This window comes from Achromobacter xylosoxidans, assembly GCF_002192695.1.
GTDB lineage: Bacteria > Pseudomonadota > Gammaproteobacteria > Burkholderiales > Burkholderiaceae_B > Achromobacter > Achromobacter xylosoxidans_C.
In genome coordinates this window covers 210,179-235,160 of sequence record NZ_MTLG01000052.1, presented here as the reverse complement: position 1 = coordinate 235,160, position 24,982 = coordinate 210,179, and the positions used below count along the sequence as shown (strand labels likewise).

Genomic DNA, 24,982 nt, shown 5'->3' with positions numbered 1-24,982 from the left:
ACCCGGCGCCGCCGCGCTACGCCCGCAGCGCGGCGGCGCCTCGTTACCGCTAGGAGCTTCCCCTTGACCACTACCCTACTCCAGGCGTTGCTGGGCGGTATCGCCAGCGGCGCCGTCTACGGCCTGATCGCGCTCGGTCTGAGCCTGCAATTCGGCGTCATGAAGATCATCAACTTCGCCCATGGCGCCTTCCTGATGATGTCCATGTACGTCTGCTTCGCGCTCACCAGCCAATTCGGCCTGCACCCGCTGGCCTCCATGCCGCTGACGGCGGTGGCGCTGTTCGTGGTCGGCTACGCCTGCCAACGCTGGCTGATCGATGGAATCTACCGCAAGGAAACCTCGCGCGAGCCCATCGGCGTGCTGATCTTCACCACCGGCCTGTGGATCTTCCTGGACAACGCCTTCCTGGCGCTGGCCGGACCCGATAGCCGCACCATCGATGCGCCCTGGGCCAACGAGGTCTGGATGCCCGGCGATCTGATCTTCACCTATCCGCAGATCGCTGGCCTGTTCTTCGCCTGCCTGATCACGGCAGCCCTGGTGCTGTTCCTGCGCCACACGCGCATCGGCCGCGCCATCCGCGCCACCGGCCAGGACCGCGAGGCCGCCAGCGTGCTGGGCATAGACAGCGCCCGCGTCTACCGGCTGTCGTTCGCCATCGGCCTCCTGGTGCTGGGCGCGGCCGGCGCGCTGCTGCTGCCGCTCTATCCGGTCAACCCCTTTGTCGGCGACATCTTCGGCCTGCGCGCCTTCGTCATCGTCGTGCTGGGCGGCATAGGCTCGGTGGCGGGCGCGTTCTGGGGCGGCATCCTGGTCGGCGTTCTGGAATCGGTCGGCAGCCAGCTGATTCCCATCACCTATGCCGAGGCGCTCATCTTCCTGCTGTTTCTCGCGACCATGTATTTCCGGCCCAGCGGGCTGTTCGGCGTGGAGAACGAATAATGGCCAAGAAAAAAATGACTTCGGCCGCCGGCATCGCCGCGCTCGCCATGCTGGCGCTGCTGCCGCTGGCCAGCGGCAACCAGTACCTGCTTTCGGTGGGCGCCATGACGCTGCTGTACGCCTATCTGGCGCTGTCATGGAATATCCTGGGCGGCATCGCCGGCCAGCTCTCGCTCGGCCATGCCGCGTACTTCGGGCTGGGCGCCTATACCTCGACCTGGCTGTTCGTGAACCTGGGCATCAGCCCCTGGCTGGGCATGTGGGCAGGCGCCGTCGTGGCTATGGCCGCCGCCCTGCTGGTGGGCCTGTCCTGCCTGCAGCTGCGCGGCGCCTACTTCGCGCTGGCCACGATCGCCTCATGCATGGTGCTCAAGACGCTGGTGGAAAACGCCGACACGCTGCTGGGCGGGCCGCGCGGCATGGAAGTCACGCTGCTGCGCGACGCGCCGCTGTACTTCCAGCACACCGGCAAGGCCTTCTATTACCTCGTTGCGCTGGCGTTCACCATCGCCGCGCTGCTGGTCAACCGCCACGTGCTGCGCAGCCGCTTCGGCTACTGCCTGACGGCCGTGCGCAACGACCAGGACGCGGCGATGGCGCTGGGCGTGCCGGTGCGGCGCTACAAGCTGACGGCCGCCATGCTGAGCGCAGCCATGACCGCGCTGGGCGGCACCTTCTACGCCCAGTTCGTGCTCTACATCAGCCCGGACAAGGTGTTCGGCGCCAACCTCAGCGTCATCATCGCCGTGGTCTGCATCATCGGCGGGCGCGGCACGCTGTGGGGTCCAGTGCTGGGCGCGTTGCTGCTGCTGCCGGGCGAGGAGCTGGCGCGCTCCCTGACTGGCGGCATGGTGGGCGCCGACATGATGCTATACGGACTCTTGCTGATGATCATCATCCGCTGGGAGCCGCGCGGGTTGATGGCGATCATGGCACGCCGCGCAAATGCGCCTGCGCGCGCAGCCAGTGTGCCGGCCAAGAGCGCCGGCCCTGCCATGGGAGGCACGCGATGAACCTGCTTGAATTCCACAGCGTCAGCCGCAACTTCGGCGGCGTACGCGCCTCGGACGAGGTCAGCTTCACCGTCGGCGTCGACGAAATCGTGGGCCTGATCGGTCCCAACGGCGCCGGCAAGACCACGCTGTTCGCCATGGCCTCCGGCTTCGTGCCGCCCAGCAGCGGCGAAATCCGCTTCAATGGCGCCCGCATCAACGGCCAGGATCCCGCGCGCATCTGCGCCGCAGGCCTCGCGCGTACCTTCCAGATCGTCAAGCCCTTCGGCGACATGACGGTATTAGAGAACGCCATGATCGGTGCTTTCCTGCGCCATCGGTCCCCTGCCCAGGCCGAGGAGATCGCGCAGACCGTGCTGGCGCGCGTTGGTCTGGCTGGACGCGAGCACCAGGTCGCCCGCACCCTCACCCTGTCCGGCCGCAAGCGGCTCGAAGTCGCCAAGGCCCTGGCCACCCAGCCCCGGCTGCTGCTGCTGGACGAGGTGATGGCGGGCCTGACGCCGGTGGAGACGGAGGAAATGGTGGCGCTGATCCTGTCGCTGCGCGGCGACGGCATCAGCGTCCTGGTGATCGAACACAATATGAAGGCCATCATGCAGCTCTCCGACCGCATCGTCGTCATCCAGCAGGGGCGCAAGATCGCCGACGGCCTGCCGCAGCAGGTCGCGCGCGACCCGCTGGTGGTGCGCGCCTATCTCGGGGAGGCAGCCTGATGCTGGAAATCCGCCAACTGGACGCCGGCTACGGCGATGTGCAGGTGCTGCGCGGCGTGGACATGCACGTGGGCGAAGGCGAGATCGTCAGCCTGGTCGGCGCCAACGGCGCCGGCAAGAGCACGCTGATCCGCACCGTCATGGGGTCCCTGCCCGCGCTGGCCGGCGAAGTCCGCTTCCTGGGCGAACGCATCAGCGGCTTGCCCGCGCACCTGGTGGCGCGCCTGGGCATGGCCCAGGTCATGGAAGGCCGCCGCCTGTTCGGCCACATGGACGTCGAGGACAACCTACTGGTCGGCGCCGACGTGCTGCGCGACAAGCGCCGCAGCCGCGACAACCTGGACTGGGTCTACCAGCTGTTCCCGCGCCTGCGCGAACGGCGCCGCCAGCTTGCGCGTTCCTTCAGCGGCGGCGAGCAGCAGATGCTGGCCATAGGCCGCGCGCTGATGACCTCGCCCAAGCTCCTGCTGCTGGACGAGCCGTCCATCGGCCTGGCGCCCATCATGGTCAAGGACATCTTCGACAAGCTGCCGCTCATCAATGCGCGCGGCATCACCATCCTGCTGGTGGAACAGGATGTGCACCGTTCGCTCAGCATGGCCGCGCGCGGCTATGTGCTGGAACACGGCGAGATCGTCATGTCCGGGCCGGGCGCCGAGCTCCTGGCCGATGAAGGGCTGCGCCGCGCCTATCTGGGGGTTTGACGCAAAGGCCAGTTCAGAACGTCACCTTGACCGAGGGCGCGCTACGCCGCGCCTCGCCATGGAACACCGCCTCGATGTTGTTGCCGTCCGGATCCAGCACGAAAGCGCCGTAATACCCTGGATGGTAGTCCCGGAAACCGGGCGCGCCGTTGTCCTTGCCGCCATGGGCCATTGCTGCCTTGTGGAAGGCATCGACCATGGCCTGGTCCTGCGCCTGGAACGCCAGATGATGGCGTCCAGTCAACTGCCCCGCCGCGGCCTTGCTGTCGGCCGTGGACACGAACAGCTCGTCGGCCCAGAAATAGCCGTCGCCCGTGCCGCCCATCGGAACTTTCAACGCATCGAAGACGGCCTGATAGAACCGCTGGCTGGCCGCCAGATCCCGCACCACCAGCTGGATATGGTCGATCAGCCGGCCGCGATGGATTTCATTGGTCTGCATATGGCGCTCCTGTCGAAAGGGGAGCTTTTGAATATAACTTCAGCCATGCGGCCCCGTCGCGCCGGATCAAGCCAGGTACGACACAACCTCTGCGCGCGTGAGATAGCGCGTAAACGTCATCGACGGCTGCTGCGCCTCGTGCATGGCGCCGTTGAAGCCCGACCAATTGCGCTTCATGCCCTCTTCGGTTTCCAGCGCAATCAGCACCCGCCTGCCATGGCGGGACAGGTTGTGCCGCAACGCCGCCTCGCCCCAGGCGTAGCGCATGGCGTTGACCAGTTCGCCGCCGGCGTAGGCATCGGCCTGCAGCCACTGGAAGTCCGCGGTATCGCCGTCCTGGTCCGGCTCGCGCGCCGCGATCTCGCGCTTTACGCCCAGCGCTTCGGCGTGATCGCCGATGATGATCTGCAGCAGCGTGAAAGCGTGGAAATTATTGTTGACGGCGTGCGCCCGCGCGACGAAGCCCGTCATGCTGGCGGGCAGCACCACCACCAGCTCGTCCTCGTAGCCCAGCTGCGAGGCCAGCCACAGATAGTGCAGATGCTCGAACGGCAGGCTGTCGTTGCTGGTCGCCATGGGATGCAGCAGCGCCATCAGCTCCGCGTCGGCTATCAGGGCGGCATGATTGCCGCGGTCGCGCAGCACCATGGTCATCATCGGCAGCACCAGCAAATCCGCCGCCTGATGCAGGGCTTCCACCTCCCAGCGCCGCTCTTCGGGCACGTCGGCCATCCGTGACCTGGCGTCCTGCCAGGCCTGGCGGTCGGCTTCATCCACCTCATCGTCGTCATCTTCGACCTCTTGCGCGCAATACGGACTCAAGCTCTGGAGCCACTGCCGCAGCAGGCTGTGCAAGGCGGGAAAGAGCATGGCCGGATCGGCGCCGTCTTCCACCAGAGAACCGCACATCAAGGCCACGGCGGCGGCGCGGCCGGGGTGCAGCGACGGCAGCAGGTCGGCGCAGATCCGCAGGCTGGCATCGGCCTGCCCCGGTTCGCGGGCCCATGCAAGAAAGGCGCCGACTGCGGGGCGCTGAAAGAACTGATCCAGCGGGTCCAGATCGCCGGCCGAGGTTACCGGAGTGCGAAGCGCGGCAGCGAATGTCGTGTCGGAAGCGGGCATGGAAATGGGCGTGCATGAAAGCGGCGGCGAGTGCCGCCAGGCAAGCCCCGGAGTTTACTGAAGCGGCGCCGGACGCGACAGCACCCAGCCCGCGCACGTCAGCATGCCCAGCCCCACCCCCAGCGCCGACCACCAGGCGGGATGCGCGCTCCAGGCGAAACCGGCGTAGCCCAGCGCCATGCCTGCCACCGCGTAGCGCTTGCCCTTGCGGCTGATGGCGCCTTGTTCGCGCCAGACCCTGAGCGTGGCGCCGAAACGCGGATGCGTCAGCAGCCAGCTTTCCAGACGTGGCGAAGACCGTGCAAAGCATGCCGCCGCCAGGATCAGGAAGATGGTGGTCGGCATGACCGGCAGCAAGGCGCCGATTACGCCCAACGCCACCATCAGGCATCCCAGCGACAACCACAGGGCTCGCATCGCCGCGCTGCCGCTGGCGCGTTGCGGGTGACGCGCCCGACAACGATTCAAGCAAGCTCCTGTTCGACGTAGCCGCGCACCGTCCCGAATGCAGCCTGCGCGCCCGTCACAACCAGCTGTTCCTCTTCGGCCGTCAGCGGCACCGCGTCCAACGCCGCGGCAAACCCGCGCCAATGGCGAGCCACGCCCTCCGCATGGCCGTTCAGATGGCGCGCGCCGAAATCCCGGTCCAGGCCCAGCCGCGCGCCGGCCTGTTTGTAGAGCACGGCCGCGCCCAGCGTCGAGCCTTCGGACACGTACAACCATCCGAGCGCATGCGGCAGCGAAATGTCGGCATCGATGGCCGATGATGCCCGCGGCAAGGCATCGCCCAGGTCCGCCAGGTCCTGCGCGACCAGATCCAGGCGGCGCCGCTCGCTCAGGTCCGGCAGCAGCGCCGCCAGGTCGGCCCGCGCATAGAGCGCGTCGACATCGCGCATGAACCGGTACTGCACGCGCAGAAAGCCTGCATACCGCTCCCGGCTGTCGAATATGCCGGCGTCCATGATGCGGCGGTCCAGCGTATCGTGCGTGGACGTGGTGTGCGCCTTCAGGCGCTTGGCCCGTTCGGCGAGAGTGGAGGGTGCTTGTGTCATCGCGGTTGCCTCGGGTTAGAACCTGGTCTGCAGCCCCACGCGCAGCGTGCGGCCGGGCGCGGGCATGAAGCTCATGGCCAGGGGATCCAGGTAGTAGCGGTCAGTCAGGTTCTGCAGCGAGACATTCACGACCGTGTGCTCGCGCAGCTTGTAGTTCAGGAACAGGTCGAACAGCGTGACCTGGTGATAGACCAGCTGCGGCGTGGTCGCGCCGGTCTGCCACGGCTGGTCGGCCTTGGCCGTGGGGCCTGACGTGTAGGTCATGCGGCCGCCCACGGTCAGCGTGTCGTTGAAGAAACGCAGGCCTGTCGTCAGGTTGACCGCCAGCCTCGGTGGATTCTGCGTGTTCGTGTACGAACCCATGAAGCTGCCAGGCGTGCAGTTCGGCGTGTTTCCGGTTTCCTGGTATTCGTTCGCACCGGCCCGCAAGCGCGCCGCGAACGCCGAATCGCAGGTCTCGGTCTTCAGGTAGTAGGTCGCCGACAGATCCGCGAACACACGCCCCGCATCGTAGTGTGATTGCAACTCCAGGCCGCTGGTCTTGTAGCTGTCGGCGTTGCTGAACCGCATCAGGCCGTTCATGCCAGGCGTGGGGTCGTAATAGCGAGTAATGTAGTTCTTGATGTTGTTGTTGAAGTACGCCACTTTGACGGCCGCCGAATCGCCATCCTTCAGCACATTGCCACGCAGCGTGCTGGCGCCGATCTCCCAGCTGTTCGAGCGTTCGGGCTTCAAGCCCTTGCCCGGATCGGTCTGCAGGACGCCGCGGCTAGTCTCGAACAAGGACGGCAGGCGCAGGCCTTGCGTGTAGGAGGCATAGACGAAGGTATCGGGCGCCAATTCGAAGTTGAAGCCTGCCGACGGCGCGAAACCGCCGCCGCTGCTGCGCTGTTTTCCGGAATAGCTGTAACCCGTGACCACCTCGGAGGTCTGCGTCGGGTGGACCCGCGTGTCGGTCGCGCCAAACTCGTCGAACCGCACGCCTTCATAGGGATTGTTGGAGTTGCCGAACACAATCCCGTTATTCAGCCGTGGGTCCGTGGCGTCGGTGTACTGCCCGTTCTGGTCCGGGAACCACATCATGTTGCCCCAGCCTCCTGGCTTGGACACCGACACGTAGCGCAGCTCGCGTTCCTCGCGCCGCGCGGTGGCGTAGATGCCGTTGTCCTTGTTGGTGTAGTGGCTGTAGCGGCCGCCGCCCCACAGGGTCAGCTTGTCGGTCGGTTTGTAGTCCAGTTGCCCGCTGAAGCTGAACTCTTGCCGGGAAGCATCGCGCAGCATGCGGTTGGAATTGATGTCGTGCTGCGTGGTGACCACGCCCTTCTGCGGACGGATGTCCTCGATCTGGAACGATCCGCCCAGATCCAGTTTGAAGTCGCCCGCGCCGGTCTGGAATCGCGACGTATTGCTCAAGTCTCCGCCTATTCGCCGGTCGGCCTGCCGCGTCCAGTTGCGGTCCGAACGGTACCTCTGCGAAGCCGGCGCCAACACCGAGGTCAGCAGGCTGGTCTTGGCATCCGTCAACCACAGGTTCGCCGTCATATCCACCAGCGGATTGCCCGCGGGCTGATAGTTGTAGCGCGCCGTATAGGTGTCGATCTTGGTTTCACTCAAGGGGTACTGGTAAATACCTGCGGTCCTGGTACGGAAAATATCCGACGGCATGATCTCGCCCATGCGCCCGTCAAAGCTGCGGTAGCCCAAGTTCAGCGTATGGCCGTCCGCCGGGCGTATCGTCGCCTTCAGCAGGACCGACTCGGTTTTGGCGGATGAGTTCAACACCTCCTCCCCCGCGTTGTATACGGTGGCGACGCTGTCTTGCTCGTCGCCATATTTGTCGTAGACGCGATAGCGCTCCTGCCCCTTCTTGCCGCTGAAGTAATTGCCCTGGTCGCGGCGTGCGTAAGCGGCAACCAGGTCCAACTTGTCATTCGTGTATCCCAGAGCGATGCTGCCGGACTGCGCTTCGGAACCAAACAGGCTGCCGCGGCTATCGTGCGGCACCGACGCCAGGCTTCCCTTGCGGCCATTGGGATCGCGATCGGCGGGCGCCACTCCGTTATTCCACACATCTCCCGTCAGGCGCACGCCGAAAGCCTTGCCGTCCACCAGGATGTCCTGGATGCCGATGGTCTGCATCTCCACCGAACCGCCAATGGCGCCCGACTTGACCGACGGTCCCTTGTTGATCGTCACGCTGCTGATCAGGTCCGCATCGATGTAGCTGCGCTGCTGCGTGCCCGCATAGCCCCGGTACACATCCAAGGCCTGCTCCGAGCCGTCGACCCGCACCGCCACCCGGCTTTGCCCCTGGATGCCCCGGATGTTCACATCCAGCCCGCCGCCGTTGCGGCTGTCGCCCACCTGCACGCCGGGCACGCCTCTCAACAGGTCGCCCGCCGAAACACGGCCAAAGCGGTCGATGTCCTGGCTCGACAAGTACACGGACGAGCGTGGCGCCACGTAGACCTCTTTTTCCGGCAGCGTTTCGGCCGTGACCAGCACCGACGGCAAGGCAAAGGCTCCGGACGACGCACCCTGCATCGGCGCCAGCGCAAAGCTGCCGTCCTGACGCGGCACCAGCTGCAGTTGCGTATCCGCCAGCAGCAATTGCAAGGCGCCCCGCACGGTGTAGCGCCCCACCAGCGCCGGGGCCGTCAAGCCGCGGGTCAAGGCCGGATCGAACGACAGCAGCAACCCCGACTGGCTGGCGAAACTGCCCAGCGCCGCGCCCAAGGGCCCGGCAGCGATGTCGTAATTGCGTGGCGCGGGATCGTCCAGCGTTCTGGAAGCCGCTGCCGGTGCTGCGGGAGCGGCTGCCGGCGCAGTCTGCGCGGGAGCCGCCACAGTGGAGGCAGGCAGGCCGACCAACGCGCAACGCAGCGCGAACGCAACCGGGCGCAAGCGCCATGAGGATTGCGGGCCTGGGGAAAGACGGCGGACTCGGTACATGCTCTTCCTAACTCGTTGGGTCTGGTTCCCGCGCCGGACGCGGGCATTCAGACCCTTTGCCGCACGAGGTCGGAAAAGGGATATGTTTTTTGCACAATTTTCTTTCGTGCGTTGCGGGGCCGGAGGCATTTGCACTGTCAAAACCGCTTTGTTCCGTCGTAGAGGAGAGGCTTGGGCTGTTGCATGCCGGCTTCACTTTGCCCTTGCCGATATTGCGAATCGTCAATTGGTGAATGATAATTGTTTTTATTTGAATGGGCTTGGCGTTTTTCCCGCCAGCCCTTGAATCGTCCGCCCCGCGATGACAGCCCTTAGTCCCACGTTTCCCCACGCAGAGCGCGACAGCATCGCGGCCCTGTACATCGAAAACCACGCCTGGCTGCGCAAATGGCTGGCCTACCGGCTGCATTCGTGGGGCGCCAGCATGGCGGACGATCTGGCTCACGACACCTTTGTGCGTATCCTGGCCGGCCGCGGCGACACGCGGCGCGATGCCATTCAGCAACCGCGCGCCTACCTCACCACCGTGGCCAAGGGCGTGCTGTTCAGCTGGATGCGCCGCCAGACGCTGGAACGCGCCTGGCTCGACGCGCTGGCCGCCTTGCCCGAACCGCAGCACCCCTCGCCCGAACAGCGGAGCATCATCCTTGAAACCCTGCACGAGCTCGACGCCATGCTCGACACGCTCAAGCCGCGCGTCAAACAAGCGTTCCTGATGGCGACGCTGGACGGCATGAAGCAGCAGGAGATCGCGCTGGCCTTGAAGGTGGCCCTGCCCACCGTCAAGAGCTACATCCACAAAGCCTATCTGGCATGCCTGAGCCTGATGCCCGATGAGTGACGCCGCCCTCGCCCCGCATATCCTGGAAGAGGCGGCCAGCTGGCTGTTGTTGATGCAGGACGCGCCGCTCGCGCCCGAGCAGCAAGCGGAGTTCGCACGCTGGCGCGCCAGCAGCAACGATCATCAACGCGCCTGGAGGCGCGCCGAGCGGCTGCTCGCGCGCATGGGCGCCCTCCCCCCCGCCCTGGCCAAGCCCACGCTGCAACGTCCCTTGCATACTGGCAGGCGCGCCATGCTGCGCGGCCTGGCGGTCCTGCTGGCGACGGCCCCCCTGGGGTGGCTGGCATGGCGCCATCAGCCCTGGCGCGACTGGTTGGCGGCCGATTACGTCACCGCCGTGGGCGAACGCCTGGAGATCAGGCTCGAGGACGGCGCGCAAATCGCGCTGAATACCGACACGGCGCTGGATGTCCGCTACGACGACCGGCAGCGGCTGCTGCGCATGCGCCGTGGCGAAATCCATATCGCGACCGCAACCGACGTGCAGCGTCCGCCGCGCCCTTTCCTGGTGCAGAGCGATCACGGCCTGATGCTGGCGCTGGGAACGCGCTTCACGGTGCGCCAACTGGCGGATTACACGCTATTGGCCGTCTACGAAGGAGCCGTACAGATCCACCCGGACGGCGCCAGCGTCAACCCCGGCGCCAACATCATCGAAGCCGGCCATCAGGTCCGGTTCAACCGCGGCGGCCTGGGCCCCATCGACGCAGCGAACCTCAACGCGCTGGCTTGGCGCAAGGGGCTGCTGGTGGCGGACGACATGCCCGTGCTGCAATGGGCGGACGAACTGATGCGCCACGGCCCGGACATCATCGAGTGCGAAGCGTCGCTGCAGCCGCTGCGGGTCTCCGGCGCCTTCCCCATCGACGACTTGCCGCTGGCCGTCGGCATGCTGGCCCAGACTTACGGCCTGCGCATGCAACGCGACGGATCGCGCATACGCATCGGCCGCCAGGGGCGCTGATCGGAATCTCGTTCCTGGGTCGTCCTGCCATCGGCCGGGGATGCTCACAGCTCGCCCGCCCCGCTTGCACGCGCATGCCGCTTTCCGGCGGTTCTCCAACGCCGTGCATTTGCTTATTGATTTTTCCTCGCGACCTGCCACAATGAAACCAAGCATTTCATCTTGGCCGACAGTCCGTTCCTGGTCCCCGACCGCCACCGCGCGCCCTCCGCCGCGCGATTCAAGGAGCCCACGATGCCGCCCATACTCCTCTCCCAGTTCGCGTAGCGAGCCGCCCCCCTTCTCGATGCAGTACACACGCTAACGATCCCTCGCGGCTGCAGACCGCCGTGCGGACTGACGCGCCCGCGTTGCTGCAGCAAGCCAGGCACAGGCTCGCGTACACGAACATGGCGCGCCGACGGGTTGCAGTTAATTTCCGCCGCTCGCCGCCGTTAAAGAAGTGAAGACAGACATAGCTATCCCCCTCCGTTCCCAGTCGCAAGGAGTTGCTGTCATGTCCAAGCTCCACTATCGCCTGTCCCTGCTTTTGCTGGGTGTCTCCAGCAGCATCCTTCCCGCAGCCCACGCCGCGGATGGAACCATCTACTTCCAGGGAGCCATCGTCGAGGCTGCGTCCTGCACGCCCCAGGTTCAATCCCGCAAAGCCGTCGTCCGCCTGGAATGCGATGCCGAACGCGCCCGCGCCGCGGGCATACCGGCAGACCGCTATCGTCTGAGCGCCAGCCGCGTGCAGGTCGACGTGCAGCCGGTTTCCCTCAAGGCGCGGCAAGCTGGGCAAAAGGACGCCCAGGGCTACATCGTCACCCTCGCCTATCTGTAATCGTCGCCCCCCGCAATCCGGCGCCCAAACACAACGCCGGATTGCCTGCGCCCCACCCTTGCCCTAAAATGCGAAACAATCTTATTTGCATTTAGGCTGCGATCGTCAGCCCAGGGGAGAGGCCCATGGAGGCTGACAACTGCGATCCGCGCCAACGCGTCGGCGCGCTGTACCGCGACCACCACGCCTGGCTGCAGCTCTGGCTGCGCCGGCGGCTGGGCAATGTGGGCGACGCCGCCGATCTGGCGCACGACACCTTCGCCCGCATCCTCGATGCGCGCCTGCCCGCCGTCCTGCATGAACCTCGCGCCTACCTGACCACGGTGGCGCGCGGCATCCTGGTCAACTGGTACCAGCGCCGCGCACTGGAGCAAGCCTATCTTGAAGCGTTGGCTCAACTGCCCGAAGATCAGGCGCCCTCGCCCGAACGCCAATTGATCGTTCTGCAAACCTTGCACGAGATCGACGCCATGCTGGACGCCTTGCCCGCTCCGGTGCGGCGCGCCTTCCTGCTGTCGCAGATCGAGGGACTTACGTATGAAGCGATCGCCAGCAGGATCGGGGTATCGCTCATCACCGTGAAGCGCTACATGGCACGCGCCTTCCGGCAATGCCTGGCCTGCATGGAGTGAACCGCCAATGAGCGCCGTGGAAAACTGCATCCTCGACGAAGCCGCTGAATGGCTGGTAGTCATGCATGCCGGCGCCGTGTCGGCCGAAGACCGCCGCGCCTGGATGGACTGGCGCTCGCGCAGCGCCGCCCATGAACAGGCATGGCTGCGCGCCGAACGGCTGCTGGGCACGCTGGGCGGCGTGCCCGCCGCGCTGGCCATGCCCGCGCTGGACCGGCCGCGCTCGCGCCGCGCGGCCCTGGCCAAGCTGGCCGCGCTGCTGGCGGTGGCGCCCGCCGCCTGGAGCGCGTGGCGCTGGTCGGATACCGAGGGCTGGACCGCCGATATCCGCAGCGCCACCGGCGAACGCCGCGAGATCCGCCTGGACGACGGCACCCGCCTGACGCTGGACACGGCCTCCGCCATCGACGTGCGTTACGACGCGGGCCAACGCATCGTCCTGCTGCGCGCGGGCGAGATCTACATCGAGACTGCCGGCGACCCGCGCCCCTTCGAGGTGCACACGCGCGACGGCAAGCTGCGGGCATTGGGTACCCGATTCTCGGCGCGCTTGCAGGACGGCGGGACGCGCCTCGCGGTGCAGGAAGGCGCGGTGCGCGTCGCCACGGAACACGACACGCTGGTCCTGAACGCCGGCCAGCAGACCGCCTTCTCGGCGCGTGGCATCGACGCCGCCGCCCCATCGGACCCGGCCGCCATCGGCTGGACGCGCGGCATGCTGTTGGCCGACGGCATGCCGCTGGGCGCATTGGTGGCCGAGCTGGCACGCTACCGCAAGGGCGTCACGCGCTGCGATCCCGCCGTTGCCGCGCTGCGCGTGTCCGGCGCCTTCCCGCTTTCAGACACCGACCGCTCGCTGGCGATGCTGGCCGCCACCTATCCGGTGACGGTCGCCTCGCGCCTGGGCGGCTACTGGATCACGGTAGGCCCGGCCTGACGCCGGCGGGACGCAGGCCGCTCCGCCTGGCCCTTCACCACTTGTACGATACGTTGGCGATCACGCTGCGGCCCGCGCCCAGCAGGCAGGCATTGTTCAGGAAGCAGCCCGCGACGTAATACTTGTCCGTCAGGTTGCGTACATTGACCGACGCGCTCAAGCCTCTCAAAGACGGATTGGCGCGGCCAAAGTCATAGCCCACCATCGCGTCCACCAGCGTGTAGGCCGGCACCTTGAACGTATTCTGCGCATCGCCAAAGGTGGAGCCCGTGTAGCGCACCCCCGCGCCCAGCGTCAGGCCTTCCAGCGCACCGCTGGACAAGGTGTAGTCGGTCCACAAGGACAGGAGATGCCTGGGCACGCGCACCGGCGCCTTGCCCTTGTTGCTCAGGCCCGCGAAATTGGGATTGTCCTTGGTCACTTCCACGTCGTTGTAGGTATAGGACGCGATCACATTCAGCCCGCGCACCGGACGCAGCACGCCCTCCAGCTCGATGCCGCGCGACGTCACCTCCCCTTCCTGCACACTGAAGGAAGTGTTCCGCGGATTGGTGGTCAGCACGTTCTGGCGCCGCAGGTCAAACGCCGCCAGCGTCACATAGCTGTCCGAACCCGGCGCCTGGTACTTCACGCCGACCTCGTACTGCTTGGCCTTCTCGGGCTTGAATTGCGCGCCGTTGATGTCCGTACCCGTCAGCGGCGAGAACGACTCGCTGTAGCTCACGTACGGGAAAAACCCGCTCTCGAAGGCATAGCCCAGCCCGGCGCGGCCGGTGAAATCCTCCGCTGCCGTGTCCGTGCGCACATCCCGCAACACATTGGTGGTGCGCTGGTTGACCCAGTCATAGCGTCCGGCCAGCGTTGCGACCCACTGGTCCAGTTTGACCTGATCCTGCAGATAGACGCCCAATTGGCGGCTGCTTTCATCGGTGCTCAGCAGCGAGGTATAGCGCGACGTATCGATGCTGACCCGCACCGGATGGTAGATGTTGATCGGCGGCGCATTGCCCGTCTGCGTATCGGCAGTACGTTTGCTGTACTGATAATCCAGGCCGACCAGCAGGGTATGGTCCAGCGCGCCGGTCGCGAACTTGCCCACCAGCCGGTTATCCACGGAATACGTATCGCTGTCGTAATCGCGCAGCTGGTAATAGCGCGCGATGTCCGTGCCATTGATCACGCCGCTGTTGCGGAACAGCTGATCCTCGTAGCCCTTGAAATGCCCATAGCGGAAATTCTGCTGGAACGTCCACGCGTCCGAAAACGCATGGCTCAGCTCATAGCCGATGTTGGTGAGCTCGCCCTGCTCCTTGTCGAAGCCCGGCTGGTTCAGCGAGCGATGCCGCGGCACGCGGCCATTGGGGTTGGAACCGTCCAGCACCGAATATGGCAGATTGCTGGTGAACAGGTTGCGGTTGCGCTGGTACGAGGCCAGCAGCGTCACCGAGGTGCGCGCACTCGGCGCCCAGGTCAGGCTGGGAGCCACATACACGCGATCGTCCGGCACGCCGTCGATATTGCTGTCCGCGTTGCGGCCCAGGGCCACCAGGCGGTAAGCCAGCGTGCCCGGCTCATCGATCACATCGCCAATGTCCATCGAGCCCTGGATCCGGTCATTGCTGCCCGTGGACAGCCCGACCTCGCGATGCGACTCGAACAAGGGGCGCTTGGACACGAAATTGATGATGCCGCCCGGCGAACCTTGGCCGTACATCACCGACGACGGCCCCTTCAGCACCTCGATGCGGTCCATGCCGTAAGGCTCCGGCGCGAAATAGCCGGTGTTGCTGTTGCGCAGGCCATCCGTATAGGCGTTGGTCGAAATCTGCTGGAAGCCGCGCACCATCAGCGTATTGTCGGTGGGGTTGTCCCCCGCCACATTGGCGTAGACGCCCGCCGTGTAGCTCAGCGCGTCGCTGACGGTCTGCACGCCCTGCACCGTCATGCGCTCCTGCGTCACCACGGAAATCGACTGCGTCGTCTCCATCAAGGGCGTCGCCGTCTTGGTCGCGGACGTGGCGCTGCCGACCAGATAGGGATTCACGCCCGAATAGCCCGCAGCCCCCGTCACCGTAATCGCCGGCAGCGTCGCCGCATCCGACGCCGCCTTGCGCAGGGTGTAGCTGCCATCGGTCCGCGCCACCATCTCCAGCCCGCTGCCAGCCAATAGGCGCCGCGCCGCCTCGGCCCGGCTCAACTCGCCCGACACGCCCGGGCTTTGCAGGCCGTCGGTCCAGGACGGCTCGAAGGCCAGCGAAATCCCAGACGCCAGCGCAAAGCTCGCCATGGTCTTGCCCAGCGGACCGGGCGGAATGTCATAGACCTGGCGGGCCTGGACGGTGGCGGGGGCCGCAACGCCCTGGCCATGGGCCGCGCCTGCGGCCAGGGTGCCGGCCAACACGGCCATGGAAATCGCGCGGCGGCGCCTGGTGGAGGGGAAACGCATGAAGAAAGCCTCTCGAACTGGGATGGATAGTTGCTATGCCAGTTGAGAAAGCAAAAGGTATCAGGGGACAGGAGAATATTTTGGAATGCGGCTGGCGACGGTTCAGGCAAGCGGCGTCAGCGCGCGCATCAAGCCGCGTTCAGCGCCTTGGCCAGGACCGTGAACACCCGCTCATCCGTGGACTGGGCGACGTTGAACCGCAGGAAATCTCCCGCAGCCAGCGACTGGCTGAACGCATTGCCAGGCGCCACCACCACGCCTTCCTTGAGGCACAGCCGCGCGACGGTGGCCGCGTCCTTGCCCTCGGGCAGGCGGCACCACAGGAACATCCCCGCCCGCGGCGTCAGCCAGGGCTTGATGCCCAGTTTCTGCAGCTTCGCGGCCGTCTTGTCCATTTGCTGCGCCAGCCGCAGCCGGGTCGATTCCATATGCCTGCGGTAGCCGCTCCCCGTCAGCGTCCTGAAGATGATGTCGGCCGCCAGGCGGCTGCTGCCGAAGGTCGTGGCGACCTTCAGGTCGGTCAGGCTTTCCACCCAGTCGGAGCGCACCGCGATATATCCGCAGCGCACCGACGCCGATACCGTCTTCGAGAAGCTGCCGATGTGTATGACCCGCGACAGCCCGTCGAACGCGGCCAGGCGCGGCGCGGGCGTATTCTCGAAATCCGCGAAGATGTCGTCCTCGACGATCACCAACTCGGAATCGTCCGCCAGCTTCAGCAGACGGTGCGCGACCAAGGGCGACAGGGTGGCGCCCGTGGGATTATGGATGCCAGAGTTCGTGATGTAGAGCCGCGGAGAATGCTCGCGCAGCGCCGTTTCAAATGCCCGCACATCCGGACCGTTCGGCGTGTACGGAACCCCCACCGCCTTGACGCGATGCGCCTTCAACAGCGCATGGAAATTGAAGTAGCAGGGGTCGTCCACCAGCACCGTGTCCCCCGGCTCCAGCAGAAAGCGCAGGATCAGGTCGATGGACTGAGTCCCCGAATCGGTCAGCATGATCTGCTCGGGCCCGGCCTCTATCCCCATCCCCGCCATCCGTCGCGCCAGCAGCTGCCTCAAGGGCGCGTGGCCCAAGGGCGTTCCATACTCGGTCAGTTCCGCGGTCTCGGCCCGCGCCATGCCGCGCATGGCGCGCCGCAGCCCGTCCTCATACATCCAGCTGACCGGCAGCCAGCCGCAGCCCGGCCGCAAGCTATCCGCCTCCGCCGCCAGCGACTGGCGCGATACCCACAGTGGGTCGACTTCCCGGTCCAGCTTCGGTCCCATCTCGGTAAGCGCCAGCGGCGCCACCTGCCCGGCCACGTAAAATCCCGAACCGGGACGCGACACCAGCACGCCCTCGGCCGCCAGCCGTTCGTAGGCCTCCACCACCGTGGACACCGACACGTCCAGCGCCTTGGCCTGCACTCTCACCGAAGGCAGCCGGGCGCCGGGCAAGGCCACGCGCGCCGCAATCCGCGCCTGGATCTCGCTCATGACTTTCTTGATGAGGGTACCGCCACGCGCCATGGAATCCTCCACCGTACTGGCTTTTAATACATAACAGTTCCGTAAAATTGTACTGGATTGTGCGTGGACTGCACACGGCCGCCGTGCTGTACTGAAGCCCGGTATCAAGGAGCTTCAGATGCAAAAGGCCACCAGCGGCTGGGTAAACGGTTTTATCGGTGTCGTGATTTTCGCGGGATCCCTGCCCGCAACGCGGGTCGCCGTGGCGGACCTCGACCCCATATTCCTGACCTGCGCCCGAGCCGCCATCGCAGGCCTGCTGGGCCTGGCCCTGCTGATGCTGCTGCGCCAACGCCGGCCGTCCCTGTCCGACATCCCGTCCCTGGCGCTGACCGCGCTGGGCGTGGTCGTCGGCTTCCCCTTGCTGACGGCGCTGGCCCTGCAGCACGTGACCTCGGCCCACTCCATCGTCTTCCTCGGCCTGCTGCCGCTCAGCACCGCCATCTTCGCCGTGATACGCGGCGGCGAACGCCCGCGCCCGCCGTTCTGGATGTTCTCCATCGTCGGCGCCGCCTGCGTTGCGGGCTACGCCGCCTGGGGCGGCCTGGAAGCCTCGCCCACCGGCGACCTGCTGATGCTCGCCTCCATCATCGTCTGCGGCCTGGGCTACGCCGAAGGCGCCAAGCTCTCCCGCAAGCTGGGCGGCTGGCAAGTCATCAGCTGGGCGCTGGTGCTGTCCCTGCCCGTCATGCTGCCCATTGCGCTGCTTACCATGCCCGCCACGTTCGAACACGTCGGCACGCCCGCGTGGATAGGCCTGGCCTACGTGTCGCTGTTCAGCATGCTTATCGGGTTCGTGTTCTGGTACCGCGGGCTGGCGCAGGGCGGAATTGCCGCTGTGGGGCAGTTGCAGCTATTCCAGCCTTTCATGGGGCTAGGCTTGGCGGCGCTGCTGCTGCATGAGAATGTCAGCTGGACGATGTTGATCGTGACGCTGGCGGCGGTGGTTTGCGTGGCGGGTGCGAAGCGGTATGCCTAGGAATGGTGGGATAGGCGTGAAGCTGACGCCATATCCCAGGCTGGCCCGCGGCTAGTGACGAGGCGCTTCGCGATTCTCAGCATATGCTTTAAGTGATTGCATGGTTTGAGGAAGCCCCTCCCGAATCTGCTTGGCGACACGTGGCCCGAAAATAACCGCAAGGGCGCCAGAGAACCATACGCGGTGAGCGACTTCCGAGCCGGCATCCACCGGCGTAACGGTGTGCTCGAAGTGCATGCGGAACAGAGGGATGTAACCCTCTACGGTGAACGATCGGCCCTCGGATCGCTCTGTGACAACCATGGGCACGCCCATGCCCTTGCGGGGAACTATCCGGCCTCTTGTTCCAACGACGAATGGCCCGTTCAATTGGGCTTGCTTGGTGTCCGGGTCCCACAGGTGCCATCGGTCGACTTCGCTCCAAATATGGTCGATGACCATGGGAGGCACTGCGATTTGGATGCGTTCTTCGATGTGCATGAACGGGTAGATTCCTCGGCAGGATAACGGTGTCAGACTACGATTTCGCAGTATTTGGATAGGCAAATTGTAGTCTGGCACCCATTTCCCACACACGGACGGGTCTATAGCTCCACGTGCTCAATTCGGTTTCGCCCGTTGTTCTTGGCCGCGTACAGTTGCTGATCTACGGCCTTGACGAAACCAGCACGGTCTGTCTGCCCGTCTGGCACCACCGTGCCTGCTCCGATGCTGACGGTAACGCACCCGCCATGCGGTGACAGCGCGTGCACGATAGCCTTCTTCTGGAGCAATCGCTGGCAGCGTTCAGCGACTTTTCGCGCAACTTCGGCATCGGCTTCGGGCAGCAGCACGACAAACTCTTCTCCGCCGTATCGCGCAACCAGATCGCGCGGGCCGTCCAGCGCAAGGCTCAAGGTCTGCGCGATATCCACCAGGCACTGGTCGCCCTGGGTGTGGCCATACAAATCGTTGTACTGCTTGAAAAAATCGACGTCGAACAACAATACCGACAACGGCTTTCGTTCGCTGCCCGCACGCTCCCATTCCAGTTCAAAACCGCTATCGAAGCGACGCCGGTTGGCAATATTCGTCAAGCCATCCTTGAAGGACAGCGCCTCCAACTCCTTTTGCAAGGTCAGCAGCTTTTCCTCTGTCTGCTTGCGTTCGGTGATGTCGAACATGAAGCCGATCAGCGCTTGGACCTGGCCGTTGTCATCGCGCATGACGTGCACGACGTCGCGGATCCACACGTAGCCGTTGTCCTTGGTCAGCGCCCGATAGTCGGCCTCGTGGTCCACGCCGGCCTGGGATTGGCTGACGCAAAAATTCACCACGGCATCGCGATCCTCCGGGTGCATGCGCATGGCCCAATCCTCCACGCTCACCCAGCTTGCTACGGTCCAGCCCAGCAACGCCTCGATCTGCGGACCGATATAGGCGAACTGCTTCGTGGCCCAATCAATCTTCCAGGGAATCGCCTTGGTCGACTCCAGCAAGGTCCTGTACACCGCGTTGTCATCAAGAAGCGGGCTTTCGTTGGACATACCCTATCCATCCTCGATCCAAATGAACGGGCACTTTAGCCTGAATCCGTCTGCTGCGGCGGTATACGCGGCGCGCTCCAATAGGTATGCGTAATGAAAGGGCCGCCCCGGCGGTCCTTTCGGAATCCATCACGGCGCCAACACCTCGATGATCCGGCGTCCGATATGCCCCGCATGCGTCTCGAGCGCAAAATGCCCGGTATCCAGCAGCTCAACCTGCGCGTCCGGATTGTCCCGCTTGAACGCCTCGGCGCCAGGCGGAATGAAGAACGGATCGTGGCGCCCCCAGATTGCCAACGTCGGGACTTTCGCCGCGCGGAAGAACGCCTGGAAATCCGGATACCGCTTCAGGTTGTTGGCGTAGTCCAGGAACAGATCGAGCTGGATTTCCTTGTTGCCTGGCCGTTCGAGCAGGGCGGCATCGAGCGTGTAGCTTTCCGGAGCCACGTCGTCCGGATTGGCGACGCCATGCAGGTACTGCCACTTCGTTCCCTCGAGGTTCAGCACGGCATCCGCGATGACCTGCCGGTTGGCCGCGGTCGGCTCTGCCCAGTAGGCCCGGACTGGCGCCCAGGCGTCGCCCAGCCCTTCGAGATACGCGTTGCCGTTCTGCGAGACCAGGCCGGTCACCCGCTCGGGGTGGGCCAGCGCCAGTCGCAGCCCGACGGGCGCGCCGTAATCGAAAACGTACATCGCATAGCGCTTGAGGCCCAACGCATCGACGAACGCGCCGAGCGACACGGCCAGGTCGTCAAACGTGTACCGGTAGCGGCGTTCCTCGGACACTTCGGTGAAGCCGAAGCCGGGCAGGTCCGGCGCGATCACGTGAAAGCGTGCCGCCAGAATCGGGATCAGGTTGCGGAATTGATGCGAGGAACTGGGAAAGCCGTGCAGAAGCAGCAGCACGGGCGCGTCGGGATCGCCCGCCACGCGATAGAAAAAATTCAGGCCGTCGGCTTGCACGCGACGCGTTTGGATCTGGTTTTCAGGGGTGCTGGACATGACGATCTCCGGGTTCAAGGACTGGATCAATGGCCAAATTCCTACTGGCTGTGGAAGCCATTCTTCTTCTTTCTAAGTAACCTGTCAATTTAATTTTTACCGGTTACCAAAATAGATGGAAGCTATGGTCAGCAGAGGTACACCCAAAAAAAATCCGGCCAGAGCGGCCGGATGGTTGAGCGAAGCAGAACTCAGGAAGCCGCGTCCTGGGCTTCCCTCTGGCGAAAGGCTGCCACTTTGTGGCGGTTGCCGCACAGCGCCATGCTGCACCACCTGCGGCGATGGGATCGCGTGCGGTCATAGAACCAGAGGGAACAGAGCGGGCTCTCGCATTTGCGCACCAGGTCGAAATCCCCGTGCACGAGCAAGTCCGCGGCGGCCTCCGCGGCGGGAAGCAGCCATTGATCAGGCGTAGCCGCCTCATAGCGGCGCGCCAGGCTGGGCGCGCCCGCCACAACGGCGACCTCGAGATGGCTGCCTCCGGCCGCGAGCGCCTGGTTGAGCGCATGAAGCTTGAGCGGCAATCCCCCCTTTCTTTGCGCCACCAACGTGCGCACTGTCTCGCGCAGGGTTCGCGCGGATTCGAGCAGGCCCTTGGGGGCCTTGCGCTGGGTGGGCGCAAAGCCCGAAGCTTGCAGCCAGGCCAGCACGTCGTCGTCCGATTGCAGTCGGTCGAGGGGACCATCATCGGATTGTTCGATGGTGTTGATCAGATCCAGGGCGGCGTGGTCGCCCAGCAGGCGGAATTCGGGCGAGGGGGTGGCGGTCATGGTTATCTCCGCCTTCAATGTAACCACTAAGTTATTATCTATCAAGTTACAAAATAGCTATACCACGCCAGCCATCGCGCGATACCCGCTCCCCGCACGATCCACACCGTAAACTGACAGGCCAAGGATCCGTTGGAAAGCCGCATGTCCTTCATCCCGTTTTCGATCCCTCGCCCTGCCCGCGCGCAGACCTGGCGCGTCATGCACAGCCGCCAACGCTCGCAATTCCCAGGCGCGGATGAACGCATCGTGTTCCACGACGCCCCGCCGGGCGAGGCCGTCCTGGCCTCGATCGAAGACGCGCACCTATGGGCGCCTCATGGCGACCCGCTGCACGAGCTGCCCGAACTCATCGCCCGGCTGCCATCGCTGGCGCATCTGTCTGTCGGTCCCGGCGCCGTCTCAAGCAGCGTCCTGACCGGATTGCGCGCAGACATGCTCCCGGCCAGCCTGCGCCATCTCTCTCTCCATCCCGCACCCGGCACCTACACCTGGCAGGCTGGCCCGCTGCCCAGGCTGGAAGCGCTGACAGTCGACGCAACGTTGCGGTTCGATCCGGAGGATTTCCCGGCATTGATGTCGCTGTCGATGGTTCCAGACCGGCGCGGCACGCTGCTGGACCGCGCCTTGAGCCTGCCGCTCAGGGAACTGAACCTCTGGAACGTGCCGTTCGATTCGTCGGTCTTCGGTCGCATCGCGGGACTGCCGCTGCTGGCGCTGGGCCTGGTGGCGGGACGCGGTTTGAAGACGCTGTCCGGTATCGAGCAACTGGCGGGATTGCGTTCCTTGCGGCTGAAGAACCAGACTGCACTGGAGATGATAGGTCCTGTCGCCGCACTTGAGGGCTTGGAGCGGCTGGATATTCAGTACTGCAAGCGGATTGCGGACATCGGCGTGCTGGACCAACTGCCCCGATTGCAGGAGCTGACGCTGGTCGGCTGCGGCGACGTGGGACTGGGCGAGTTGGCGCAAACCTTGAATGCGCGCTTGCGGCGCGTGAACATCGCGGCCACGCGATAGCCATGGCGGGCCTGATGAACATCCTGCACGAACGTTTCCTGGACTTTCTTGCCGCGCGCGGCTGGACGGTACTGCGCCCGGAGCCCGGCCCCGCGCCCATGGCCGCGCCGGCTGGCAGCACCGAACACGCGGCGTTCCTGTCCTTGTACACGCACCTGAGCAACGCGGACGACACGCGCTGGTTCCTCTGCGCGGCCGACTATGCCGCAACCACCGGTAGCGCCTTTGGATGGGACGCCTTTCGCGGCATGAGCCTGGAAGCCGCCGTGAGCGAGGCCGGCCGGCAGGAAGTCGAGGCCTTCTGGACGCGTCATGTACCGATCTTCATGAGCGTGGACGGAGACTACGAATTTCTCGCGATCGACAGAAGATCCGGTCAGGTCGTGCATGGCGTCGAACCGGAGTTCGAGGCGGTCAGCGAGGTGGCTAGCGACCTCGATGACCTGTTCGAGCAGATGCTTGCGGACGGCCAGGCGGCTGCGATGCTGGGCTGACAGTTCCGGTATATTCAGCCGACCCTACCCCTTGTACCCTAGGCCCTCTGATGCTTCGCTCACCGTTCCGTATGCATTGCAACGTCCGCACCGCGCTTACGCTGGCCGTCCTGTCCCTGTCGGCCGCCCCGGCCTGCGCCGCGCCCCGCACCGTCTACACCGGAACCCTGCAAGGCGCCGGCGACATCGTGCTGGAGCTGGACACCGAAGCAGCGGCCAACGGCACATTGACCGGCCGCTACTTCTACGCCAGGCACGGCGTGGACATCCCCCTGCGGGGAACGGCCAAGGAACTCTTCGAACCGAAGCCCCGCCAGGAAGGGGCTTCGGCTCAAGCCGCGACCTGGCAGGGCACGCTCGACGCCAACGGCTACCGTGGTCTCTGGACCGACACAGGCACCGGCAAGCAGCGCCGCTTCGATCTGAAACAGGTTGCCCAGTACGACACGGAGCAGCTGGAAAAGGACCGCAAGCAGGCACGCGCCAACCAAGTCAATCTCGGCGATATCGACGTCCAGGCGGGCATCGACGCTGCCCGCGCGCCCTACCAGACGTTGAAGCTGGCCGGACACGCCCAGCCCGTCGGCAAGGAGATCGGCGACGGCGTGGTGGCCTACCGCATGTGGCAAGACCCGCGCACCAAGTTCGTTTACCCGCGGCTGAGCCGGCATCCCGATGCGCAGGTCCTGCAGCGCACGAACCATCTGCTGGAACAGCGCCATTGGCAGAAGAGCCTGGGCGCACTCGATTGCATGGCGTCGGCCTACACCAGCAGCAATCCCGGCGCCGGCACGCTGGGCGGGTTCGATGAAGAGGACGTAACAGTCACCTGGCTGTCGCGCGCGCTGATGACCGTGACCGAATCGGGCAGCCTGGACTGCGGCGGAGCCCATCCCTACAACCATTTCGAGCCCTACACCTACGATCTGCTGCGCGGCGAGTACCTGGACTGGAATCGCGTGTTCGACGCGTATGCGCCGGGCAAGCGCAGCTTTGGCGGGGAAAAGAGTCCTGCCCTGCTCGGGCTGGTGCAACAGGCCGTCAAGGCGGGAACGGCCGCCCAGCAGTCCGAGGATCGCCCCAATCTGGAAGACTGCGCGGACCTCTGGCCCGACTACCTGGCGCTGGGCGTCCAGGCGCCCGGCGCGCTGAGCCTGTCAGTGTCCGGAGTTGGACACTCGGCGGGCGCTTGCCTGGGCACGCACGCCAGCGTGCCGTTCAGGGCATTGGCGCCCTATCTGAAGCCAGGCGGGCAGGCGTATCTGGTTTCCGACTGAACGGGACGGAGGCTCGCGCGCTTGCACAGCCTCCGATCAAACACGGCTGGACCGCCCTACTTGCGCCGCGGGACCGGGAGTGGACTGCGCGGACATCGTCCGAATCATGGGCACGCTAACGACGGAAACGCAACCCAGCCCGCGTCCTGGCCCACGGCAACTAACGGGCAATGCGCTACCATCTTCGCCTTCCCGCAACCGATAGGATCCGCGCGCCATGGCACTGCACTGCTCATCATTCATCGCGACCAGCCTGGACGGCTACATCTCCCGCGAGGACGGCGGTCTGGACTGGCTGGACAGCGCCAACCAGACCGTGCCTGCCGGCGAGGACTGCGGCTATGGCGCGTACATGAAGACCGTGGATGCGTTGGTGATGGGCCGCGCCACGTTCGAGAAGGTCGCCTCGTTTCCGGAATGGCCTTACGGCGGAATGCCGGTCTACGTGCTCAGCCGCAGCATGGCCAGCCTGCCAGCAAGCGCGCCCGCTTCGGTCCGGCTGCACGGCGGCTCGCTGGAGGAGTTGCTGGAACGCGCCGGCGCGGACGGCTGCAAGAGCCTGTACATCGACGGCGGCAAGACGGTGCAGTCCTTTATCCAGGCTGGCTTGCTAAGCGACATCACTATCACGGTGATCCCCGTGCTGATCGGCGGCGGGCGCCGCCTGTTCGGTGAATTGGCGAAGGACGTCGCCCTGCGGCATGCAGCGACCGTGGCCTATCCTTTCGGCTTCGTGCAGAGCCGCTACGCGCTGGAATACGGCGCGGCGCGATAGCGCCTGCCGCACACATTCTTCAGGGCCGGGCCGCTGCGC

General features: G+C 65.4%; 25 protein-coding genes. 14 read left to right on the top strand and 11 right to left on the bottom strand.

Features of this window, described 5'->3' with window-relative positions:
* Positions 1-63: 63 nt before the first annotated feature.
* Genes BRO63_RS06110 through BRO63_RS06095 form a run of 4 tightly spaced genes read left to right on the top strand, consistent with a single transcriptional unit; the run spans position 64 to position 3,375 of the window.
* Positions 64-945, top strand: coding sequence for a branched-chain amino acid ABC transporter permease (locus tag BRO63_RS06110; protein WP_088138877.1), 882 nt, complete (start codon positions 64-66; stop codon positions 943-945).
* Positions 945-1,958 carry a branched-chain amino acid ABC transporter permease gene (locus BRO63_RS06105; protein WP_088138876.1) on the top strand — a complete coding sequence of 338 codons (1,014 nt, stop codon included), beginning with the start codon at positions 945-947 and terminating at the stop codon, positions 1,956-1,958. Before BRO63_RS06110 ends, BRO63_RS06105 begins: the two co-directional genes overlap by 1 nt.
* Positions 1,955-2,671 carry an ABC transporter ATP-binding protein gene (locus tag BRO63_RS06100; RefSeq protein WP_088138875.1) on the top strand — a complete coding sequence of 239 codons (717 nt, stop codon included), beginning with the start codon at positions 1,955-1,957 and terminating at the stop codon, positions 2,669-2,671. Before BRO63_RS06105 ends, BRO63_RS06100 begins: the two co-directional genes overlap by 4 nt.
* The gene (locus tag BRO63_RS06095; protein WP_088138874.1) at positions 2,671-3,375 is read left to right on the top strand and encodes an ABC transporter ATP-binding protein; all 705 of its coding nucleotides are present in this window, start codon (positions 2,671-2,673) and stop codon (positions 3,373-3,375) included. Before BRO63_RS06100 ends, BRO63_RS06095 begins: the two co-directional genes overlap by 1 nt.
* A gap of 13 nt (positions 3,376-3,388) precedes the next feature.
* Here BRO63_RS06095 and BRO63_RS06090 read toward each other — a convergent pair whose 3' ends face one another.
* The 5 genes from BRO63_RS06090 to BRO63_RS06070 form a co-directional block, all read right to left on the bottom strand.
* Entirely contained in the window at positions 3,389-3,817 is a 429-nt protein-coding gene (locus tag BRO63_RS06090; RefSeq protein ID WP_088138873.1) for a VOC family protein, read from the bottom strand.
* 66 nt (positions 3,818-3,883) lie between these two features.
* Positions 3,884-4,939 carry a hypothetical protein gene (locus BRO63_RS06085; RefSeq protein ID WP_088138872.1) on the bottom strand — a complete coding sequence of 352 codons (1,056 nt, stop codon included), beginning with the start codon at positions 4,937-4,939 and terminating at the stop codon, positions 3,884-3,886.
* Between the two features lie 54 nt (positions 4,940-4,993).
* A complete protein-coding gene (locus BRO63_RS06080; RefSeq protein WP_088138871.1) occupies positions 4,994-5,356 on the bottom strand; it encodes a YbaN family protein in 363 nt (120 codons plus the stop codon).
* Between the two features lie 47 nt (positions 5,357-5,403).
* Positions 5,404-5,991: a biliverdin-producing heme oxygenase gene (locus BRO63_RS06075; protein ID WP_088138870.1), complete on the bottom strand. Its 588-nt coding sequence runs from the start codon at positions 5,989-5,991 to the stop codon at positions 5,404-5,406.
* A 15-nt stretch (positions 5,992-6,006) separates the two neighbouring features.
* Positions 6,007-8,943, bottom strand: coding sequence for a TonB-dependent receptor (locus BRO63_RS06070; protein ID WP_256943248.1), 2,937 nt, complete (start codon positions 8,941-8,943; stop codon positions 6,007-6,009).
* Between the two features lie 301 nt (positions 8,944-9,244).
* Between BRO63_RS06070 and BRO63_RS06065 the strand changes: the two genes are divergently transcribed.
* The 5 genes from BRO63_RS06065 (at position 9,245) to BRO63_RS06045 (ending at position 13,140) form a co-directional block, all read left to right on the top strand.
* Complete coding sequence (locus tag BRO63_RS06065) at positions 9,245-9,784, top strand: sigma-70 family RNA polymerase sigma factor (RefSeq protein ID WP_088138868.1); 540 nt, start codon at positions 9,245-9,247, stop codon at positions 9,782-9,784.
* Positions 9,777-10,748, top strand: coding sequence for a FecR domain-containing protein (locus tag BRO63_RS06060; RefSeq protein WP_088138867.1), 972 nt, complete (start codon positions 9,777-9,779; stop codon positions 10,746-10,748). The genes BRO63_RS06065 and BRO63_RS06060 overlap by 8 nt, the downstream gene beginning before the upstream one ends.
* A gap of 496 nt (positions 10,749-11,244) precedes the next feature.
* Positions 11,245-11,571: a type 1 fimbrial protein gene (locus BRO63_RS06055; protein WP_088138866.1), complete on the top strand. Its 327-nt coding sequence runs from the start codon at positions 11,245-11,247 to the stop codon at positions 11,569-11,571.
* A gap of 125 nt (positions 11,572-11,696) precedes the next feature.
* Positions 11,697-12,203: a sigma-70 family RNA polymerase sigma factor gene (locus BRO63_RS06050; protein WP_088138865.1), complete on the top strand. Its 507-nt coding sequence runs from the start codon at positions 11,697-11,699 to the stop codon at positions 12,201-12,203.
* Between the two features lie 7 nt (positions 12,204-12,210).
* Complete coding sequence (locus tag BRO63_RS06045; protein ID WP_088138864.1) at positions 12,211-13,140, top strand: FecR domain-containing protein; 930 nt, start codon at positions 12,211-12,213, stop codon at positions 13,138-13,140.
* Positions 13,141-13,174: 34 nt separating this feature from the next.
* On the opposite strand, the gene BRO63_RS06040 is transcribed toward BRO63_RS06045, so the two are convergent.
* Complete coding sequence (locus BRO63_RS06040) at positions 13,175-15,586, bottom strand: TonB-dependent siderophore receptor (protein ID WP_088138863.1); 2,412 nt, start codon at positions 15,584-15,586, stop codon at positions 13,175-13,177.
* A gap of 128 nt (positions 15,587-15,714) precedes the next feature.
* Positions 15,715-17,100 (bottom strand): aminotransferase-like domain-containing protein, encoded by a 1,386-nt coding sequence (locus tag BRO63_RS06035; RefSeq protein ID WP_088138862.1) that lies wholly within the window; start codon positions 17,098-17,100, stop codon positions 15,715-15,717.
* Positions 17,101-17,218: 118 nt separating this feature from the next.
* Here BRO63_RS06035 and BRO63_RS06030 point away from each other — a divergent pair, with 118 nt between their 5' ends.
* Positions 17,219-18,079, top strand: a complete 861-nt coding sequence (locus BRO63_RS06030) for a DMT family transporter (protein ID WP_088138861.1) — start codon at positions 17,219-17,221, stop codon at positions 18,077-18,079.
* A gap of 51 nt (positions 18,080-18,130) precedes the next feature.
* Here BRO63_RS06030 and BRO63_RS06025 read toward each other — a convergent pair whose 3' ends face one another.
* The 4 genes from BRO63_RS06025 to BRO63_RS06010 all read right to left on the bottom strand — a co-directional run bounded on the left by BRO63_RS06025 (position 18,131) and on the right by BRO63_RS06010 (position 21,377).
* On the bottom strand, positions 18,131-18,559 hold the full coding sequence (locus BRO63_RS06025) for an SRPBCC family protein (protein ID WP_088138860.1): 429 nt from the start codon (positions 18,557-18,559) through the stop codon (positions 18,131-18,133).
* Positions 18,560-18,663: 104 nt separating this feature from the next.
* Positions 18,664-19,605 (bottom strand): sensor domain-containing diguanylate cyclase, encoded by a 942-nt coding sequence (locus tag BRO63_RS06020; RefSeq protein ID WP_088138859.1) that lies wholly within the window; start codon positions 19,603-19,605, stop codon positions 18,664-18,666.
* A 129-nt stretch (positions 19,606-19,734) separates the two neighbouring features.
* Positions 19,735-20,607 (bottom strand): alpha/beta fold hydrolase, encoded by an 873-nt coding sequence (locus BRO63_RS06015; RefSeq protein WP_088138961.1) that lies wholly within the window; start codon positions 20,605-20,607, stop codon positions 19,735-19,737.
* Between the two features lie 191 nt (positions 20,608-20,798).
* A complete protein-coding gene (locus tag BRO63_RS06010; protein ID WP_088138858.1) occupies positions 20,799-21,377 on the bottom strand; it encodes a CGNR zinc finger domain-containing protein in 579 nt (192 codons plus the stop codon).
* 144 nt (positions 21,378-21,521) lie between these two features.
* Here BRO63_RS06010 and BRO63_RS06005 point away from each other — a divergent pair, with 144 nt between their 5' ends.
* The 4 genes from BRO63_RS06005 (at position 21,522) to BRO63_RS05990 (ending at position 24,943) form a co-directional block, all read left to right on the top strand.
* Complete coding sequence (locus tag BRO63_RS06005; protein WP_088138857.1) at positions 21,522-22,397, top strand: hypothetical protein; 876 nt, start codon at positions 21,522-21,524, stop codon at positions 22,395-22,397.
* A gap of 14 nt (positions 22,398-22,411) precedes the next feature.
* Positions 22,412-22,891 carry a hypothetical protein gene (locus tag BRO63_RS06000; RefSeq protein ID WP_256943247.1) on the top strand — a complete coding sequence of 160 codons (480 nt, stop codon included), beginning with the start codon at positions 22,412-22,414 and terminating at the stop codon, positions 22,889-22,891.
* Between the two features lie 71 nt (positions 22,892-22,962).
* Positions 22,963-24,168: a hypothetical protein gene (locus BRO63_RS05995; protein WP_088138855.1), complete on the top strand. Its 1,206-nt coding sequence runs from the start codon at positions 22,963-22,965 to the stop codon at positions 24,166-24,168.
* Between the two features lie 217 nt (positions 24,169-24,385).
* Positions 24,386-24,943 (top strand): dihydrofolate reductase family protein, encoded by a 558-nt coding sequence (locus BRO63_RS05990; RefSeq protein ID WP_088138854.1) that lies wholly within the window; start codon positions 24,386-24,388, stop codon positions 24,941-24,943.
* Positions 24,944-24,982 lie beyond the last annotated feature (39 nt).

Coding starts and splice junctions, on each gene's coding strand:
- BRO63_RS06045 (WP_088138864.1), top strand. CDS start 12,211: ATGAGCGCCGTGGAAAACTGCATCCTCGACGAAGCCGCTGAATGGCTG.
- BRO63_RS06075 (WP_088138870.1), bottom strand. CDS start 5,991: ATGACACAAGCACCCTCCACTCTCGCCGAACGGGCCAAGCGCCTGAAG.
- BRO63_RS06065 (WP_088138868.1), top strand. CDS start 9,245: ATGACAGCCCTTAGTCCCACGTTTCCCCACGCAGAGCGCGACAGCATC.
- BRO63_RS06040 (WP_088138863.1), bottom strand. CDS start 15,586: ATGCGTTTCCCCTCCACCAGGCGCCGCCGCGCGATTTCCATGGCCGTG.
- BRO63_RS05990 (WP_088138854.1), top strand. CDS start 24,386: ATGGCACTGCACTGCTCATCATTCATCGCGACCAGCCTGGACGGCTAC.
- BRO63_RS06085 (WP_088138872.1), bottom strand. CDS start 4,939: ATGCCCGCTTCCGACACGACATTCGCTGCCGCGCTTCGCACTCCGGTA.
- BRO63_RS06060 (WP_088138867.1), top strand. CDS start 9,777: ATGAGTGACGCCGCCCTCGCCCCGCATATCCTGGAAGAGGCGGCCAGC.
- BRO63_RS06055 (WP_088138866.1), top strand. CDS start 11,245: ATGTCCAAGCTCCACTATCGCCTGTCCCTGCTTTTGCTGGGTGTCTCC.
- BRO63_RS06030 (WP_088138861.1), top strand. CDS start 17,219: ATGCAAAAGGCCACCAGCGGCTGGGTAAACGGTTTTATCGGTGTCGTG.
- BRO63_RS06050 (WP_088138865.1), top strand. CDS start 11,697: ATGGAGGCTGACAACTGCGATCCGCGCCAACGCGTCGGCGCGCTGTAC.
- BRO63_RS06020 (WP_088138859.1), bottom strand. CDS start 19,605: ATGTCCAACGAAAGCCCGCTTCTTGATGACAACGCGGTGTACAGGACC.
- BRO63_RS06095 (WP_088138874.1), top strand. CDS start 2,671: ATGCTGGAAATCCGCCAACTGGACGCCGGCTACGGCGATGTGCAGGTG.
- BRO63_RS06015 (WP_088138961.1), bottom strand. CDS start 20,607: ATGTCCAGCACCCCTGAAAACCAGATCCAAACGCGTCGCGTGCAAGCC.
- BRO63_RS05995 (WP_088138855.1), top strand. CDS start 22,963: ATGCATTGCAACGTCCGCACCGCGCTTACGCTGGCCGTCCTGTCCCTG.
- BRO63_RS06000 (WP_256943247.1), top strand. CDS start 22,412: ATGAACATCCTGCACGAACGTTTCCTGGACTTTCTTGCCGCGCGCGGC.
- BRO63_RS06025 (WP_088138860.1), bottom strand. CDS start 18,559: ATGCACATCGAAGAACGCATCCAAATCGCAGTGCCTCCCATGGTCATC.
- BRO63_RS06005 (WP_088138857.1), top strand. CDS start 21,522: ATGTCCTTCATCCCGTTTTCGATCCCTCGCCCTGCCCGCGCGCAGACC.
- BRO63_RS06080 (WP_088138871.1), bottom strand. CDS start 5,356: ATGCGAGCCCTGTGGTTGTCGCTGGGATGCCTGATGGTGGCGTTGGGC.
- BRO63_RS06035 (WP_088138862.1), bottom strand. CDS start 17,100: ATGGCGCGTGGCGGTACCCTCATCAAGAAAGTCATGAGCGAGATCCAG.
- BRO63_RS06090 (WP_088138873.1), bottom strand. CDS start 3,817: ATGCAGACCAATGAAATCCATCGCGGCCGGCTGATCGACCATATCCAG.
- BRO63_RS06100 (WP_088138875.1), top strand. CDS start 1,955: ATGAACCTGCTTGAATTCCACAGCGTCAGCCGCAACTTCGGCGGCGTA.
- BRO63_RS06010 (WP_088138858.1), bottom strand. CDS start 21,377: ATGACCGCCACCCCCTCGCCCGAATTCCGCCTGCTGGGCGACCACGCC.
- BRO63_RS06105 (WP_088138876.1), top strand. CDS start 945: ATGGCCAAGAAAAAAATGACTTCGGCCGCCGGCATCGCCGCGCTCGCC.
- BRO63_RS06070 (WP_256943248.1), bottom strand. CDS start 8,943: ATGTACCGAGTCCGCCGTCTTTCCCCAGGCCCGCAATCCTCATGGCGC.